The sequence below is a fragment of the Massilia sp. 01N417 genome (assembly GCF_056399645.1).
This window is the reverse complement of sequence record NZ_JBFTRS010000018.1, coordinates 1-17,124: the sequence shown is the minus strand read 5'-3', so window position 1 is coordinate 17,124 and position 17,124 is coordinate 1. Positions and strand designations below refer to the sequence as shown.

General features: G+C 57.7%; 13 protein-coding genes and 1 pseudogene. 9 read left to right on the top strand and 5 right to left on the bottom strand.

The genetic code is table 11. The features are described from left to right. Nucleotides 1-87 precede the first annotated feature (87 nt). Together AC1DOQ_RS18585 and AC1DOQ_RS18580 are read left to right on the top strand one after the other, a co-directional pair. The gene (locus AC1DOQ_RS18585) at nt 88-1,479 is read left to right on the top strand and encodes a DUF6418 domain-containing protein (RefSeq protein ID WP_477367467.1); all 1,392 of its coding nucleotides are present in this window, start codon (nt 88-90) and stop codon (nt 1,477-1,479) included. Between the two features lie 26 nt (nt 1,480-1,505). After that, on the top strand, nt 1,506-2,468 hold the full coding sequence (locus AC1DOQ_RS18580; protein ID WP_477367464.1) for a glycosyltransferase: 963 nt from the start codon (nt 1,506-1,508) through the stop codon (nt 2,466-2,468). Between the two features lie 260 nt (nt 2,469-2,728). On the opposite strand, the pseudogene AC1DOQ_RS18575 reads toward AC1DOQ_RS18580, so the two are convergent. After that, nucleotides 2,729-3,787: pseudogene (locus AC1DOQ_RS18575) on the bottom strand (IS5 family transposase); the annotation flags it as partial. 153 nt (nt 3,788-3,940) lie between these two features. Beyond that, complete coding sequence (gene wbaP / locus AC1DOQ_RS18570; RefSeq protein ID WP_477367461.1) at nt 3,941-5,425, bottom strand: undecaprenyl-phosphate galactose phosphotransferase WbaP; 1,485 nt, start codon at nt 5,423-5,425, stop codon at nt 3,941-3,943. 514 nt (nt 5,426-5,939) lie between these two features. Between wbaP and AC1DOQ_RS18565 the strand changes: the two genes are divergently transcribed. The 5 genes from AC1DOQ_RS18565 (at nt 5,940) to rfbC (ending at nt 12,367) form a co-directional block, all read left to right on the top strand. After that, a complete protein-coding gene (locus tag AC1DOQ_RS18565; RefSeq protein WP_477367458.1) occupies nt 5,940-8,786 on the top strand; it encodes a YjbH domain-containing protein in 2,847 nt (948 codons plus the stop codon). A 185-nt stretch (nt 8,787-8,971) separates the two neighbouring features. After that, nucleotides 8,972-10,030 (top strand): dTDP-glucose 4,6-dehydratase, encoded by a 1,059-nt coding sequence (rfbB, locus tag AC1DOQ_RS18560; RefSeq protein WP_477367456.1) that lies wholly within the window; start codon nt 8,972-8,974, stop codon nt 10,028-10,030. Nucleotide 10,031: 1 nt separating this feature from the next. Continuing rightward, nucleotides 10,032-10,919 carry a dTDP-4-dehydrorhamnose reductase gene (gene rfbD / locus AC1DOQ_RS18555; RefSeq protein WP_477367453.1) on the top strand — a complete coding sequence of 296 codons (888 nt, stop codon included), beginning with the start codon at nt 10,032-10,034 and terminating at the stop codon, nt 10,917-10,919. A 10-nt stretch (nt 10,920-10,929) separates the two neighbouring features. Beyond that, nucleotides 10,930-11,808 (top strand): glucose-1-phosphate thymidylyltransferase RfbA, encoded by an 879-nt coding sequence (gene rfbA / locus AC1DOQ_RS18550; RefSeq protein ID WP_477367450.1) that lies wholly within the window; start codon nt 10,930-10,932, stop codon nt 11,806-11,808. A gap of 7 nt (nt 11,809-11,815) precedes the next feature. Further along, nucleotides 11,816-12,367 carry a dTDP-4-dehydrorhamnose 3,5-epimerase gene (gene rfbC / locus AC1DOQ_RS18545; RefSeq protein ID WP_477367447.1) on the top strand — a complete coding sequence of 184 codons (552 nt, stop codon included), beginning with the start codon at nt 11,816-11,818 and terminating at the stop codon, nt 12,365-12,367. A 97-nt stretch (nt 12,368-12,464) separates the two neighbouring features. Here the strand turns inward: rfbC and AC1DOQ_RS18540 are convergent, their stop codons facing one another. Together AC1DOQ_RS18540 and AC1DOQ_RS18535 are read right to left on the bottom strand one after the other, a co-directional pair. Further along, a complete protein-coding gene (locus AC1DOQ_RS18540) occupies nt 12,465-12,764 on the bottom strand; it encodes a hypothetical protein (protein ID WP_477367444.1) in 300 nt (99 codons plus the stop codon). 206 nt (nt 12,765-12,970) lie between these two features. Further along, complete coding sequence (locus tag AC1DOQ_RS18535; protein WP_477367441.1) at nt 12,971-13,267, bottom strand: hypothetical protein; 297 nt, start codon at nt 13,265-13,267, stop codon at nt 12,971-12,973. A gap of 266 nt (nt 13,268-13,533) precedes the next feature. Between AC1DOQ_RS18535 and flhB the strand changes: the two genes are divergently transcribed. Next, on the top strand, nt 13,534-14,691 hold the full coding sequence (gene flhB, locus AC1DOQ_RS18530; RefSeq protein ID WP_477367438.1) for a flagellar biosynthesis protein FlhB: 1,158 nt from the start codon (nt 13,534-13,536) through the stop codon (nt 14,689-14,691). Nucleotides 14,692-14,709: 18 nt separating this feature from the next. Continuing rightward, nucleotides 14,710-16,845, top strand: a complete 2,136-nt coding sequence (flhA, locus tag AC1DOQ_RS18525) for a flagellar biosynthesis protein FlhA (RefSeq protein ID WP_477367435.1) — start codon at nt 14,710-14,712, stop codon at nt 16,843-16,845. A gap of 44 nt (nt 16,846-16,889) precedes the next feature. Here the strand turns inward: flhA and AC1DOQ_RS18520 are convergent. After that, on the bottom strand, nt 16,890-17,124 hold a 235-nt coding region (locus AC1DOQ_RS18520), incomplete at its 5' end, for a GDP-mannose 4,6-dehydratase (RefSeq protein ID WP_477367432.1).

Genomic DNA, 17,124 nt, shown 5'->3' with positions numbered 1-17,124 from the left:
CGCATCCGGTTCTGTGTGCCAAAATTCACATTTATTTCTGGCCAAGTACTTAGCTGTATTTCAGTATTTAATTAGGCAACGGTTGAAATGTCGTCATTAGGTCGAGAACTATTTATTGCGGGCATCGTAGCGCTGCTGGCCATGATGTCGTCGCTCGCTCTTGGTAAAAGCGAGACTCTTGCTATCTCCTGTCTGTCGGCAGCTGTCTTCACTTTCTGGATCGGTTCCCTCACTTTTCGCGAGCCATTTTTCGCGGCGTGCTGCATGCCAGTTCTGTTCAATTATTTCTGGTTTGTGGCTAGCTTCCTTCTTTTCGAGTTCGGTGCATACACCCCCGAATTGCGCATGAGCGGAGCGGTAACTGGAGGCACGGCGAGACTTTCTTTCTTCTTGTATGTCTTTATAGTCTTCGCTCGTTGGGTGTTTCGCCTCTTCGAAATGCCGAAGCTGAATTGGAAGGTAAATCGAAAGCAACTTTCTGATGTGCTGCCGTTGACGCTGTCGTTACTCGCCGCGGTTATATTGATTTATGTAGTGTATGGTACGGCAATCAGTAATGGCGTTGACAGGATTCAATACCGGACCAACGTGGCGCCGAAAGCCTACTCCCAGATTATTACCATATTGGTCTTCCTGTCGTTCTTTTTGGGGCTCGTGCGCAGAAAAAGAGCTGAACTCTCCCGCGGTACTTTGCTGGTGGATCTTGTTTATGTAACGATGCTGGTCCTGCTTGCTCTCGGTGGAGAGAAGTTCTCATTGTTGTTTACCTCGATTTCTCTTTATGTTGCTCCACAGTTTTATGATCGGAAATTAAAAATAAGGCGTGTTCAAGTCTTCCGTTATTTCATCCTTGCTATCCTGGGCGTCGTCGCGGTTCTTGGCCTCGTTGTTAATCAATACATGGGAATTGTTGGCGGTGGAGTTTGGGATATCATCGGTCAGCTCCTCCTCGACAGGATATCGCAACAGGCTCAGCTAAATTTTTACTTCGATAAGCTGGCTTTCGTCGAACATGTTACCCACGGGGGGGGCTTCGACTTCGTCGCAAACGAGATATTCGGTGTCAAAGCGTCGGACTATCGGGGTATTCAGTTGTTAATGAACGCCGCTTCACCGGCCGATCTCTTCGCGATCTATGCCGATGCCGGCGTCACCTTTGGCGACGGCTTTCCCGGTATCCTGTTCTATTATTTTGGATGGACGTCGGTTTTCATCCTCGTTTTATGTGGCTCCGTTTACGGTCTTTTGACGTCGCTGTGTCTGCGCGTTTCGCTAGCCGGGCATACAATCATCGGGCTCATTCTTTTTTACATATTTTACAACATCGCGCTCTCGGCATTCCTGAATGGGGAGCTTCAATTACTGCTGGATGTAACTGCGTCAAAGATCATTGCGATAGGTGTTTTGCTGGCAATAGCCGCAGTGCGCCTTCCGATTGACATTATTAGGCGCACTCATTCCGCGACTGTCAGTAAGTAAGTTCGGGATTGTTCACTGGAACTTTAATGAAAAGTGTTTTGTTCGAGAATAGTTTGTCTTTAAATTCGTCGGCGTTTCCAAAGGTTCTCGTAATACTCGCGTCCTACAATGGCGCCGAGTGGCTTCGAGAGCAAGTCGAGTCGATTCTCTTCCAAGAAGGGGTGAGTATATCCTTGCTGATCGGTGATGACGGCTCCCGCGACGGCACGCGAGATCTCATCAGTGAGCAATGGGGAAGTGATCCGAGGGTTTCAGTCCACTTCTGGGAAAAGCCTAGCGGGTCTGCTGGCGCCAACTTCAGACGTCTTTATCGAATAGCCAAGACCGATGGCTTCGACTACGTTGCCCTTGCTGATCAGGACGATGTCTGGCATCCCGAAAAGGTGGGACGAGCAATCGAATCTCTGAGTAAGTCGGGAGCCCATGGCTACTCCTGTGCCGTACGTTCATTCTGGCCGGACGGTCGAGAAAAGTCGCTCCCGCAGAATGCGGTTACCCGGACAGCGGATTTCTTGTTCGAAGGTGGAGGACAAGGTTGCACGTTCGTCGTGCGAGCCGACTTGTTCAGCAAAGTAAGCGAGTTTTGTATTGACAAGGTCGAGTTGTGCGAGCAATTCCACTACCACGATTGGTTGATGTACCTACTAGCCAGATCCTGGGGCTTCTCTTGGTACTTCGACCAGCAGGACTGGATGCGTTATAGGCAGCATCTGGGAAATGAAATCGGCTCGCGTGGCAGTGTAGCCGCAATGCGCCGGCGTATCGCTCTGATCAAAAACGGTTGGTATCGCACCCAAGTCAACCAAGCGGTGGCCATTTGCCAAGAGGTTGGCGCTGTCCAGTCGGCAGAGGAGTTCGCAAAATTACTGGCGATTAAGCCTGAGCTGCTTCGCCGCGTGCGAACGGCGAGTTTCGTTCTGCGGAATGGCCGGCGAAAGTTCAGTGACCGTGCAGTGCTGGGTTTCTCTGCACTTGCTGGATGGATTTAAATTTTCGCTCAAATCGGCTGGCGATTGAGATGGCGGTAAGGACTGCTCCCTTCGCAACCTATCTGCACCGCTTGCTAAACTTAAAAAGTTGCGCAGGCGACACATTGCGTCGCTTGGCAAGCCGCTATTTCGGGTCAGGGAAGCTTTGCAGTAGCTGTCCAAGTTGCTGTGCTAGCTGAGCAGCAAAAAGAGCGCGCCTGTTGTCAGGTAACGCTCTTTTGCTTAGTTTCTTTCCCTGCGCTTACAAGGTGTGGACGAAATCAACTCCGGTAAGCGAGCCTGCTGAGTAGCATACGCGCCTCAGCCAGCCAAGCCCAAGCCGCCGAGACAGCGAGTTTGCGGTCGTGATGCATCACTGTGCGGCGCCAGCGTTCGGTCCAAGCGTGGGTTCGTTCAACGACCTAGTGTTTGGGCAGCATCGTGAATCCTGAGTTGATAACAGCAGTTGGCTCAGATGCCGTCTTGGGATCATGCAGCGTTCCGATCGTGCTGTTACCTGGACGACGAGCGACTTCGACACGAATATGATGCGCCTGCTCGATATCATGGGCGCACTTCCCGCCGTATGCACCGTCGGTATAAAGCTTTTCCAGTCGAGGGCTCGTGGCGCATGCTTGCGTAACCACGGCTGTGGCAGCATCCCGGTCCTGCACGCTCGCGGCGGTGACCGTGACTGCGATGAGTAGTCCCATGGTATCAACGACGAGATTGCGCTTTCGTCCCTTGACCTTCTTGCCTGCATCGAATCCGCTTTCGCCACTCTGCGGCGAGGCGCGAGTGGACTGCGCATCGATCACCGCTGCGGTTGGCGTACTCGCGCCTCCCATTCGTGCACGCCATTGTTCACGCAGCCGGCCCTGCATCTGCTCGAATACGCCGGCTCCAACCCAGCGCGCAAATGCCTTGTAGACCGCCTGCCAAGGTGGAAACGTCTCGGGTAACAGTCGCCAGGCGCAGTCCGTGCGCAGCACATACGAGCACGCATTTACGAGATCGCGGCGCCTGTAATGCACAGGCGTGCCTCGCTGTCCCGGTAGTCGCTCGAACAAATCAGCGACCAGTTCCCATTCGGCGTCTGTCAGGTTGGTACTGTACGGCGATATGTCCTCGCGTCGGTGAGCTGCCTTGTAGTCATACCGTTTGGCGCCCTCGGCTCGCTCCGTGCACGCCCTGCGTACCGGCTTGAGCCGTACGATGCCTTGCGCACGCAGTGCACGACGAATCGTCGCATCGCAGACGCGTAACCCGCATCGGTGGTGTAACTCGTCGGCGATCTCCTGCAAGCTGGCTTGGGCTCGCTCCTTCACGATATCGTGTAAACCACGATATGCTCCGGTTTCAACGCCGGCGGCCTGCCGCCGGAGTTGATTGACGGCTCCGTGCCGTCGAGTGGATCTCTCGTCGCCATGGCATGTTCCCTCCAGATTGAGACAGCATGCCACAGCTACGTTATTGATTTTGTCTACACCCTCTTAGTAGGCGCCTTCCTTGCGGAATATAACCTTGACGGTGCGGAGCAGAATGACAATGTCATTAAAGAGAGACCAGTTCTTTACGTACCAAGCATCCAGGTAGACGCGCGTGTCATAGCTAACGTCGTTACGTCCGCTGATCTGCCACAGGCCTGTTACACCTGGTTTCGCTTCCAGATAATAGTCCACTTGATTGCCATAGCGTTCGAGCTCAGCGGTGACGACCGGACGTGGACCTACCAAGCTCATATCGCCCTTCAGTACATTCCAGAGCTGCGGAATTTCGTCCAAGCTCGTTTTACGTAAGAAATGACCGATAGGCGTGATCCGGGGATCGTTCTTGAGCTTGAAGTCACGTTCCCATTCTGCGCGTGCTTCGGCACTGTTTGCCAGCAAGTCGGAGAGCAGTTTGTCTGCGTTCGGCGCCATCGTGCGGAACTTATAGCACTTGAACGGGCGGTTGTGCTGACCGACACGAGTGTGACCGAAGAAGATTGGCCGACCCGATTGACTCACCTTAAATGCGATAAACAAAAAGATCGGGGACCCCAGCAACAGCACGGCAAGCGATACGCTTAGGTCGAAACAACGCTTAATCAGGCGCGGCAGACGACGCGCGAGATTGTTGCGCACTGTAAGAATCAACACTTCATGGGCGAAGAAGTGGTTGGCTTCCATCCCGTACAACGGCAAGCCCCGCAGTGCAGGAACCAATTGGACATCGCTGATATGCCTGCTGATCTGCTGAATCATATCCTGATAACTTTCGATGCCACCCTGCTCCATTGCAAGCACGACATGAGGGCTGCCAAGATGCTTAAGCGTTTGCACAGCATCGGTGCCAAGTGAGATACAAGGGATTAAGTTACCGTGCCTGTCCTTCAAGCTATGGAGGGGCTTTTCTTTGCCGGGGGGAACTAAAAACGCAGCCAGTTTTAAGCCCATCAGTGGCTCATCCTTAAAGGCCAGTGCTGTTTCGACGGCGTTCTCTCCCCAGCCGATAATGACCATTGGGCGAACCCACCCTCCAACCGCCATCAGAAATCGCTTCGTTATCCAACGCACGGCAACGATTGCGACCGGAACAACAGCCCAGTTGATCAAGACGATTGCACGAGAAAATTGCAGCTTGGCCAAAAACAACATAACTACATTGAGGGCCGCTACTGCCAGCGTCACTTTCAGGAGATCTTTAATCTCGTTAGCGACAGGCTTGCGCTTGGAGTAATGACCATTTCCCCACAGCACTGAAACTGCTAAAAGCGTTAGCAGAGTATGAATTTGAATGCTTGCTGAGTTCAGCGTGGATGACCAAGCCGCATCTGAAAAAACAGGATTTCCATGAAAAGGTGCCGCGCTTAATGTTGCAATTACAAAAGCAAGGGCAATGGAAACGATATCTGCGCAAATCAACAAAGGCTTTTCAAACCGGCGATCGCAATACCACTTGGTTTTAGGAAGAAATATCGAATCTATCGGTTTCATTTGGAATGGCTTGAAAATGCGCCGAACTGTTTTTCGAAACGCAAGGTTGAGTGGGTATAAAAATGTCAAGAAGAAACGTGTGACGGTACTTTGCCAACCTCCTCATTACGACGTGTTGACTGGCGCGCCGGACATGGGGGATGGATGCGTGGGCACCTCGCAAAAATACGCAAGATAGTATTGTATGAACGCAGAGCAACTTAAGCAATTGCATTTTCGTTTCTCGAGTGAAAATACCACAGTGCAGTGGGGGGGGCAGCATTGGAAGCAAGATCTATGGACAATTCGATATCTAAATGGGTGTTTGATAATTCGTGAGAATTAATGCCGAAGGAATCTTTCGTTTCAACTCGTGGTTCGATTTTCTTGCCGTGACACGGAGCCCACACTGAAAACTAAAGTGCTTGGTCTTAAGTGTTGCCAATGATAAACTCGCTGTCCCTCTATCGACTGCACGATGTCACTTTCCCTTGGCATCAACGTTGCATCCGAATTTTCTGCCGGATTCCTGTAAGTGCTAAAAGTAACAAAAAGATACGCTCGAAATACCTGGTGCAGCTGTCTCGTGCTGAGCGCAGCGCAAGCTTTCGCTGCTTCCCCCTCTACCCAAGGGCAGTCTGGCTACATCAATATGCCCAGTGCATGGATCGAGCATGATGGTACTATCACAACTGGCTATAGTTACGACAGTCCGTACGGCAGCACCTGGGCCGCGGTTTCGCTACTTCCATTCCTTCAGTTCACGGGGCGATACGTTTCGATCACCGGCGTTCCGGCATTTGGCTCGACGGATACGGGATACGGCCGAGGTTACGGGCGTTACAAGGATAAAGTTGCCGATTTCAAACTGCGGCTACGCGACGAAACTGCGCTTATCCCTGCGATATCGGTCGGGGCTACCGACCTGCTTGGCACCGAGCTCTTCAAAGGTCAATACATTGTGGCCTCAAAGACCTTCGGGCCGGTGGGTAACCTAGAGGCTAGTGTTGGCTACGGCAACAAGCGGCCCAAAGGATTATTTGCGGGTGTACGTTGGGCCCCCCTGTCAGCCCCACGCTGGGCGCTCGTTGCCGAATACGATGCTAATAACTATCAGGAGGACTATAAGGCGCAGGAAACTGGGGCGGCACGGCGAAAGGGCGGGGCGGCAGTCGGCGTAGAGTATCGTTGGGGATGGTTAGGGGCTCAGCTTGCCCGGCAGCGCAACCACTTTAGTGCCAACGCGTACATCAGCATTCCGTTTTATGAACGGGAATTCATCCCCAAGTTATATGAACCGGCTCCGTTGCAGTTGAAGGACGTGCCCCCACGTCATTCGACGGTCGAGTGGCAACAAGATCCGGGTAATGGCGGCCCGTTGATATCAGCTCTTGTCAAGCAGGACTTCAAGAACGTGCGCGTCGAACTCGACAGCAACGTCCTCAAGCTCACACTGACCAACAATCGCATCTCGAATATGGGACGCGCCATCGGCCGGGCCGTGCGCACCGCGCTCGCGTTCGCGCCGGAAGGCACGCGCGCGATCCATGTCACGTACACCAAGCTCGAACAGCCGATCGCCACCTACGAGTTTCAGGACACGCAGCGCCTCACGGACTACCTGACCGGCCTGGTAGACCGCGAGGCCTTCCTGCAGACCGTGCTGGTGCGCTATTCGACGCCGGCGGACCGTATTGACGACCACGAAGGCCTGCTTGCCGCGGTGCGCGAGGAGAAGTACGGCCTGGCGGTGCAGGTGGGCCAGGACGGCAACATCGTCCAGGTCGTGTCCGAAGACCGTGAAGCGAATCGCTTCAAGACGGTGCCGAAGATCGCCTTCTTCTTCAACGATCCGAGCGGCGCGCTGCGCTACGAGGTGGCTGCCGCCGCCAACTACGACAAGCGCTTGGGCCAGGGCACTTACCTGAACAGCGCGTTCAAGCTCGACCTGTTCGAGAACGTCTCGGGCGTGACCCAGAAGTCCAACAGCCTGCTGCCACACGTGCGTACCGACATTGCCGAGTACAAGCGCGGCAGCCGCCTCAAGCTCAATCGTCTGCTGCTCAACCAGTATCTCACGCTCGACGAGCGCCTGTATGCGCGCGCCTCGGCCGGTTTCTATGAAGAGATGTACCGCGGCGTGGGCGGCCAGGTGCTTTACCTGCCGAAGGACAGCCGCTGGGCCGCCGACGTTACCGTCGACGCGCTGCAGCAGCGCGGCTACAAGGGCTGGTTCGACAAGCGCGACTACAAGACCGTCACTGCGCTAGGAGCGCTGCACTACAAGCTCCCATACGACATCACGGCAACCGCAAGGGCAGGGCGCTTCCTGGCCCGCGACGAAGGCATACGCATCGAGTTCAAGCGTCGCTTCCAGTCGGGTGTCGAGATCGGCGCTTGGTACACCAAGACCAACGGCAAGGACATCACCAATCCGGGTACTCCAGCCAATCCCTACAACGACAAGGGTGTATTCCTGTCGGTGCCGCTGAACATCATGTTGCCGATGGATTCGCAAGCGACGGCTGGCATCGGCCTGTCGCCCTGGACCCGCGACGTCGGCCAGATGGTCGCCAGCCCCGGCGACCTGTACGACCTGTTCGAACAGCCGCGCCGCGACCTGACGACCTACGATGGCCTGGGCAACTTTGCCGAGCGCCGCGACGAGCAGAACCTGGCGGCCGTGAATCCGCCGGTGCGGTCGATGCCGAACATGTGGACGCTGTTCCGCTATCGCCTGGAGCAGTCGTTCTCGAATACGCCGACCCTGCCGCAATGGGCGAAGGGCACGGTGCTCGGCGGCGGTGCGATCCTGGGTGGCGCCCTGCTCGACAAGCCGGTCGACCGCTTCATGGAAAAGCACGCCGGCTCCAGCGTCGCGCGCGCTTGGGATAACGTAGGCAAGGGCATGCCGGTGCTGCTGGCTGGCGCCGCCGCCGGCGCGGTGGCGTTCGGCGATGCGCGCGCCCAGAACATGGGCATCATCTCGCTCGAGTCGATCGCCGGCGCCGCGGCGGTGTCGATGGCCACCAAGCGCATCGTCGGCCGTGCGCGTCCCAACGAAGGACTGGGACAGTGGAGCAAAGCCTCGGACCGCTCGAATGCGTCCTTCCCTTCGAACCACAGCACGGTTGCATTCGCAGCGGTGACGCCGTTCGCACAGGAGTACGATGCGCCGTGGCTGTACGGCCTTGCCGCTGCCAGTTCGCTGGGCCGTGCCGCGGGACGCGAGCACTGGGTGTCGGACGTGGTTGCCGGCGGTGTGCTCGGCTATGCGATGGGCAGCTGGCTGTGGCAGTCGCAGCGCAGCGATACGCGCTCGAGCTTTGCCGTCGCTCCGGGGCCGAAGTCGGTCAGCGTGGCCTGGAGCGGCAGCTATTAACAATTTAAAGATGCGAATTCCCCACAATCAAGGGGTATCGCATTCGATTTAAAGATTTTTCGTCTGAAAATTTCAGTTTTATTTACAATTGCTGAATTTGCGCAAACGTTGGCGCTCGACCGTAGACCGAGTGGGTTTGCGTTGCCCCTAAAGCGTCTCATCCTAGCTACTTGGAGTGTACAAACATGATTTTAACGACCGGTGGCGCCGGCTTTATTGGAAGTAATTTTGTCCTCGACTGGTTTGAGTCTTCCGATGAAGCTCTCGTCAACGTCGACAAGTTGACTTACGCCGGCAATATGGAAAATCTGGCTAGCCTGAGCGGTAACTCGAAGCATGTCTTCGTCAAGGGCGATATCGGCGACGTCAACTTGGTCCGGCAGCTGCTGAAGGAGCATCGACCGCGTGCCGTGGTGAACTTCGCCGCCGAAAGTCACGTCGACCGCAGCATCCACGGGCCGGAAGACTTCATCCAGACGAATATCGTCGGTACCTTCCACTTGCTCGAGGCAGTGCGCGAGTATTGGAGCGGACTGCCGGAGCAGGAAAAAACGGCATTCCGTTTCCTACACGTGTCGACCGATGAAGTATATGGCTCGTTGGGCAAGGACGATCCGGCGTTCAGCGAGACCAACAGATACGAACCGAACAGCCCTTATTCAGCGAGCAAGGCGGCCAGCGACCACCTGGTGCGCGCCTATCATCACACCTACGGTTTGCCGGTGCTGACCACGAACTGTTCGAACAATTACGGCCCGTATCACTTCCCGGAAAAGCTCATTCCACTGTGTATTCAGAATGCATTGAGTGGCAAGCCTCTGCCGATCTACGGCGATGGCCAACAGATCCGCGACTGGCTCTACGTGAAGGATCATTGTTCCGCCATCCGTCGCGTTCTCGATGCGGGCAAGGTGGGTGAGGTTTACAACGTCGGTGGCTGGAACGAAAAGGCCAATCTCGATGTCGTTCACACTTTGTGCGACATCCTCGACGACCTCAGTCCGCGTGCAGACGGCCAGTCGTACAAGACGCAGATCACTTTCGTGACTGATCGCCCCGGACACGACCGCCGTTACGCGATCGACGCTACCAAGCTCGAGCGCGAGTTGGGATGGACGCCGGCCGAAACCTTCGAAACCGGAATCCGGAAAACCGTACGTTGGTATCTGGACAATCAGGAATGGGCAAGGAACGTGACCAGCGGGGCCTATCGCGAGTGGGTCGGCAAGCATTACGGAGCTTGAATTGAAGATCCTTGTAACGGGAAAGAACGGTCAGGTCGGCTTTGAGCTGCAGCGCGCTCTGGCGCCACTTGGAGAAATTGTCGCCGTCGGTCAGGCCGAATGCGACCTGGCGAACGCCGACGCCATCCGCGAGTTGGTGCGCCGTGTTGCGCCAGACGTGATCGTCAACCCTGCCGCCTACACGGCCGTAGATAAGGCCGAGACCGACCAGGCCACCGCGTCTGCCGTGAATGCGGGGGCGCCGGCCGTGTTGGGTGAGGAAGCCGCGCGACTCGGCGCATTGGTCGTGCACTATTCGACCGACTACGTTTTCAATGGCAGCAAAGAGGGGGCCTACACGGAGACTGATCGACCGGATCCACAAAGCGTTTACGGAAACACCAAGCTTGCTGGCGAATGTGCCCTGGCCGAAGTGAATCCGCGTCACCTGATCCTTCGAACCAGCTGGGTGGTGGGAGCGCACGGCGGGAATTTCGCGAAGACCATGTTACGCTTGGCTGCAGAGCGTGACCAGTTGAGCGTGGTGGCGGACCAGTTTGGGGCGCCGACTTCAGCGGCCCTTTTGGCCGACTTGACCGCGCAGTTGATCCGGCAGTACCAGCGCGAGGGAGCGGAAGCGTTCCCGTATGGCACTTATCACGTCAGCGCAACCGGAGAAACGAGTTGGTACGACTACGCTCGCTTCGTAATCGGTGAAGCACTAGCTTCGGGTAAAGTGTTCAAGACCGGATTGGACACGGTGATGCCCCTTACGACTGCCCAGTACCCAACCCCTGCCAAACGACCGGCAAATTCGAAGCTCGACACTAGCCGCTTCCGCGAGACCTTCGGTTTCTGGCTCCCGCCTTGGCAGGATGGCGTGCGTCATGTGCTGAATCAAATTTTTTAAAGAGACAATCATGTCCGATTCCAAACGCAAGGGTATTATCCTCGCCGGGGGCTCCGGCACGCGGCTGTATCCCGTCACTCAAGCCGTCAGCAAGCAACTGATGCCGGTGTATGACAAGCCGATGATTTACTACCCGCTCAGCACTCTGATGTTGAGCGGTATCCGCGATGTCCTGATCATCAGCACGCCGCACGATACCCCACGCTTTGCGGCATTGCTGGGTGACGGCAGCCAGTGGGGCATGAATATCCAGTATGCGGTGCAACCTTCGCCGGATGGTCTCGCCCAAGCCTTCATTATCGGACGCGATTTTATCGGCAACGACCCAAGCGCCTTGGTGTTAGGCGATAACATCTTTTACGGTCACGACTTGGTAAAGCAGCTTCATAGCGCCAACGACCGAACCGATGGTGCCACGGTGTTTGCTTACCACGTTCACGACCCGGAGCGTTATGGTGTAGTCGAGTTTGACGCCGACCAGCGTGCCATCAGTATCGAAGAAAAGCCGAAGCTCCCGAAGTCGAATTATGCGGTGACCGGGCTGTATTTTTACGATAACAATGTCTGCAGTATCGCTGCCGATATCAAGCCTTCCGCACGTGGTGAACTGGAGATCACCGACGTGAACCAGTGCTACCTCAACCGTGGAACACTGAATGTCGAGATCATGGGCCGCGGCTTCGCCTGGCTGGACACGGGTACCCATGATAGCCTGTTGGAAGCAGCCAGCTTCATCTCGACGCTTCAGAAGCGTCAAGGTTTGCAGGTTGCGTGCCCAGAAGAAATTTCGTACCGCCAAGGCTGGATTGATGCGGTCGAACTGGAAAAACTGGCATCTCCCTTATCTAAGAACGGCTACGGCCATTACCTGTTGAATCTGTTGAAGTAAGTTTTGCATGCCATATACCGTTACCCCTACCGCAATTCCCGATGTTCTCGTGCTGGAGCCAAAAGTCTTCGGTGATGCGCGCGGCTTCTTTTTCGAAAGTTTTAACGCACGCGATTTCCGCGAGGTCGTCGGCCTGAACGTCGACTTCGTGCAGGACAACCATAGTAAGTCAGCAAAGGGCGTGCTACGCGGCCTGCATTACCAGATCCAGCATGCTCAAGGCAAACTGGTGCGTGTAGTGCAAGGCACAGTATTCGATGTCGCGGTCGATCTGCGCAAGTCTTCTCCAACGTTTGGCCGCTGGGTTGGCGAAGTCCTTAGTGCGGAAAACCATAAGCAGTTCTGGGTACCCCCGGGCTTTGCACATGGTTTCGTTGTCTTGAGCGACTCGGCTGAATTCCTCTACAAGACCACGGATTATTGGTATCCCGAGCACGAGCGTAGTCTGCTGTGGAACGACCCGACCGTGGCTGTAGCCTGGCCTATCGACTTTGCTCCGCAACTCGCCGCAAAGGATGCGGCTGGCAAGCTGTTCGGCGAGGCCGAAACGTTCGCCTGAATGCGCTAACAACAAAGGACGAACGAAAAGTGGCTGCCCAAGGGCAGCCATTTTTGTAACCAGCATCGCCGGAACGCTTACGCGTCCCGTCAGGCGATTAGTGGTGGGTGGTGGTCGAGTGGTTGGTGGTCGAGCCATTGTCCGAAGCGGCAACAGCGACGGCAGCCACAGCGGCGCCGACGGCGACCAGGGTGCCGGTCGACAGGCCGGCGATGGTGCCGGCGCCCAGGAAGCCGCCCGACGATGCTGCGCCAGCAGCGGTACCGGTGCCGGCGGTGCCAGCGGTCTGGCCAGCGGCAGCAGCGTTACCGGTGTTCGAAGCAGCAGCGGATTCTTGTGCCAGCACAGGTGCCGACAGCAGGCTCAGGATTGCGCCAGCAGCGATGATTTTCTTCATGTTGGGTCCTTGATTAAATAAGTGGTGCAGCAATACTTTGTTGCTATGAGATTATAGCAACGAAATGTTGCCTTGACTCACTATAAAGCTGCCTGTTCAGCAATCAAGGAAGAAAACTGTGAGTATTTTTCCACGAACCGTGGCATAGGCGGTTGGTGAAACTACCGGACGCGTGGAAGCGTCCGGCAAGCTGATCACTGGGGCGATCAGTGGTGCGTCGTGGTCGCGTGGCTGGTGGTGGTCTCGTTGTCCGACGCAGCGACGGCAACGAAAGCGATAGCGGCGCCGATGGCAACGGCGGTGCCGGTCGACATGCCGGCGATGGTGCCGGTGCCGAAGAAGCTGCCCGACGACGACGCGGCGCCGGTGGAGCCGGTCGAAGCGGTGCTGGTCTGGGCGTTAGCGTTGTTGCCCGAATTCGCAGCCGGAGCCGCGTTGTCTTGTGCCAGCACTTGTGCCGACAGTGCGCTCAGGATGGCGCCGGCGATCATCAATTTTTTCATGTTGTTCCTTAAAATCATTAAAAGTGTCAGGCCAGTCTATCCAACGACCCATACGGGAAATGTAAATATTCTTTCACTTGCCCGTAACACATCAGTGTACAGGAATTATATTTAAACAATCTCACATTTTCTAACGCCTTTCCGCGCCAGCAAAAGGAAAAGGCAGCTCTTTTCCCTCCTGTTTGCTCTATAGCCTGACGGCAACATCTGGAATAATCCCATTCTGAACCAAAGCCGGCAGCGCAGCCGGCGCAACAGGAGCGGGAATGGCGGAGAGCAGCAACGCAGAAAAGACAGAACCAGCGTCAGCCAAACGCTTGCGTGACGCACGCAAGAACGGCGACATTCCCCGTTCGCGCGAAGTCTCCACCTTTACCGTCCTGATGACCGCCGGCGCCGGCCTGTGGATGCTGGGCGGCGGCGTCGTCAACAAGCTGTCGAGCACGCTGGAGCGCGGCCTGTCGCTCAACCGCGACCAGATCACCAACCCGAACCTCCTGATCGAACGCATCACCGCCGACATCGGCGGCGTGATCCTGGCCTGCCTGCCGCTGGCGATCGCCATCATGCTGGTCGGCGTGGTGTCGCCGTTGCTGATCGGCGGCTGGAACTTCACCTCCAAGTCATTCATGCCGAACTTCGGCAAGATGAATCCTCTGAACGGCTTGGGCAACATGGTCTCGACCAACTCCCTGATCGAGCTGCTGAAAGCCGTCGCCAAGGCCCTGCTGGTCGGCGCGGTAGGCTGGTATGTGCTGATGAGCGAGAAGGATGCCGTGATCGGCCTGGCGCTCGAGCCGCTGGGCACCGCCACCGGTCACCTCACGAGCCTGCTGGTCAAGGCCTTCATGATCATGGTGGGCTCGCTGGGGGCGATCGCCGTGCTGGACGGTCCGTACCAGAAATGGCACTACGCCAACAAGCTGAAGATGACCCGCCAGGAAGTGATACAGGAGTCCAAGGAATCGGACGGCAATCCCCAGATCAAGGGCAAGATCCGCCAGCTGCAGCGTGAGATGGCGCGCAAGCGCATGATGAGCAACGTCCCGACCGCCGACGTGGTCGTGACCAACCCGACCCACTTCGCGGTGGCGCTGAAGTATGCCGACGGCCAGAAGGGTGCGCCGCGCGTGGTGGCCAAGGGTACCGACGAAGTCGCGGCCAGGATCCGCGAGATCGCGAAGGAAAACAAGGTCGCGCTGCTGGAAGCCCCAGCCCTGGCCCGTGCGCTGTACAAGCACACCGACATCGACGACGAGATCCCGGAAGCCCTGTACTCGGCCGTGGCCGAAGTGCTGGCCTATGTGTACCAGCTGCGCGCCTACACCAAGGGCAGCAGCGACCAGTATCCGGACCGCCCCGGCAAGCTGCCGGTGCCGCCGGAGATGGACCCGTTCAATCCGGCGTCGCAGCAAAAACATTAAGAGTAAGGAAGTATCGCAATGAACGGTTTCAGACTACCGGCCTGGCTCCAGGGCATCGCGGGACGCGGCAACGCCCTGGCGGCGCCGATTCTCATCATCCTGTTGCTGTCGATGATGATCCTGCCGTTGCCGGCATTCGCACTCGACCTGTTCTTCAGCTTTAACATCGCGATGTCCGTCATCGTGCTGCTGACCGCCCTGTACACGGTCAAGCCGCTCGACTTCATAGCCTTCCCGGCGGTGCTGCTGGTCACCACCCTGCTGCGCCTGGCGCTGAACGTGGCCTCGACCCGCGTGGTGCTGACCGAAGGCCATACCGGCGGCGCGGCGGCCGGCAAGGTGATCGAAGCCTTCGGCCACTTCCTCATCGGCGGCAACTACACCGTCGGCCTGGTGGTGTTCATCATCCTCACCATCATCAATTTCATGGTCGTCACCAAGGGTGCCGGCCGTATCGCCGAGGTGGGCGCGCGCTTCGCCCTGGATGCGATGCCGGGCAAGCAGATGGCGATCGACGCCGACCTGAACGCCGGCCTGATCGGCGAGGCGGAAGCCAAGCAGCGCCGCGCGGACGTGGCGATGGAAGCCGAATTCTATGGCTCGATGGACGGTGCCTCGAAGTACGTGCACGGCGACGCCGTGGCCGGCATCCTGGTGACCCTGATCAACGTGGTCGGTGGCCTGATCGTCGGCATGCTCCAGCACGACATGGGCTTCGCCGACGCGATCAAGAACTACACCTTGCTGGCCATTGGCGACGGCCTGGTGGCGCAGATCCCTTCGCTGGTCATCTCGATCGCCGCCGGTATGGTGGTGTCGCGCGTGGCCAGCGACAAGGACGTCGGCGAGCAGCTCATCGGCCAGCTGTTCGGCCGTCCCATGGTCATGTACATCACCGGCGGCATCATCGGCGGCATGGGCCTGATCCCGGGCATGCCGAATCTCGTGTTCCTGCTGCTGGGCAGCGTCCTGATCGGCGCCGGCTGGCTGGTGGAGCGGCGCCTCAAGAACGCGCCGGGCGGAAGCGGGTCGCGCGCGGCGGGCACCGCAGGGCAGGCCGCCGGCGGGGCGGGCGGCGCTGCCGGTGCCGCGGCGGCTGCGCCGGCCGAGCAGGAAGAGGCCACCTGGCAGGACGTCATGCCGGTCGATACCCTGGGCCTGGAAGTGGGCTACCGCCTGATTCCGCTGGTCGACAAGGGCCAGAACGGCGACCTGCTCAAGCGCATCAAGGGCATTCGCAAGAAGTTCGCCCAGGAAGTCGGTTTCCTGGCGCCGCCGGTGCACATCCGCGACAACCTGGAACTGAAGCCATCAAGTTACCGCATCACCCTGAAGGGCGTGGAAATGGGCAGCGGCGAAGCCATGAACGGCCAGTTCCTGGCGATCAACCCGGGTATGGCGAGCGGTACGCTGCCCGGCACGGTCACCACCGATCCGGCCTTCGGCCTGCCGGCAATCTGGATCGACGCCGGCCTCAAGGACGAGGCGCAGAACATGGGTTATACGGTGGTCGACGCCGGCACCGTGATCGCCACCCACCTGAACCACCTGATCACGACCCACGCCTCGGAGCTGCTGGGCCGCACCGAGGTGCAGGCACTTCTTGACCATTTGGCAAAAGATGCGCCGAAGCTGGTCGAGGACCTGGTGCCGAAGGTCGTGTCCTTGTCGACCCTGCAGAAAGTGCTGCAGAACCTGCTGCAGGAAGGCGTGCACATCCGCGACATGCGCACCATCATCGAGACCCTGTCCGAGCATGGCGGCAGTACCCAGGATCCGAACGACCTGACGGCGCTGGTGCGCATCGCGCTGGGCCGCGCCATCGTCCAGCAGCTGTTCCCGGGCACCAACGAGCTGTCGGTGATGACCCTGGACAACCGCCTCGAGCGCCTGCTGGTGCAAGCCCTGAACGCCGGTGGCGACGGCACCGGCATCGAGCCGGGCCTGGCCGACACCATCGTCCAGCAGGCCGCCAACGCCACCCAGCAGCAGGAGGCAATGGGGCTGACGCCGGTGCTGCTGGTGCCGGGACCGCTGCGTACCCTGCTGTCGCGTTTCCTGCGCCGGGCGCTGCCGCAGTTGAAGGTGCTGTCGCATTCCGAGATTCCGGAAACCAAGACCATCCGGGTGACGAGCCTGGTCGGCGCGAACTGATCCAGAGCGTAAGGAAGGATCGCGGTCCGCGATTCACCGCATGCTTATTTTTGGGTAATCTGGTAGCGCCAGGAGTCGGCGCACATTTGTGCGATGTCACGCGTTGCCGTCCAACCGAGTTCCTCGCGTGCGCGGGTCGGGTCGGCGTAGCACTTCGCAATGTCGCCGGGGCGACGGTCCACGATTTGATACGGAATCGGCTTGCCGCAGGCCTTTTCGAAGGCATGCACCATTTCCAGCACGCTGTTGCCGTTGCCGGTGCCGAGGTTATACGTATGC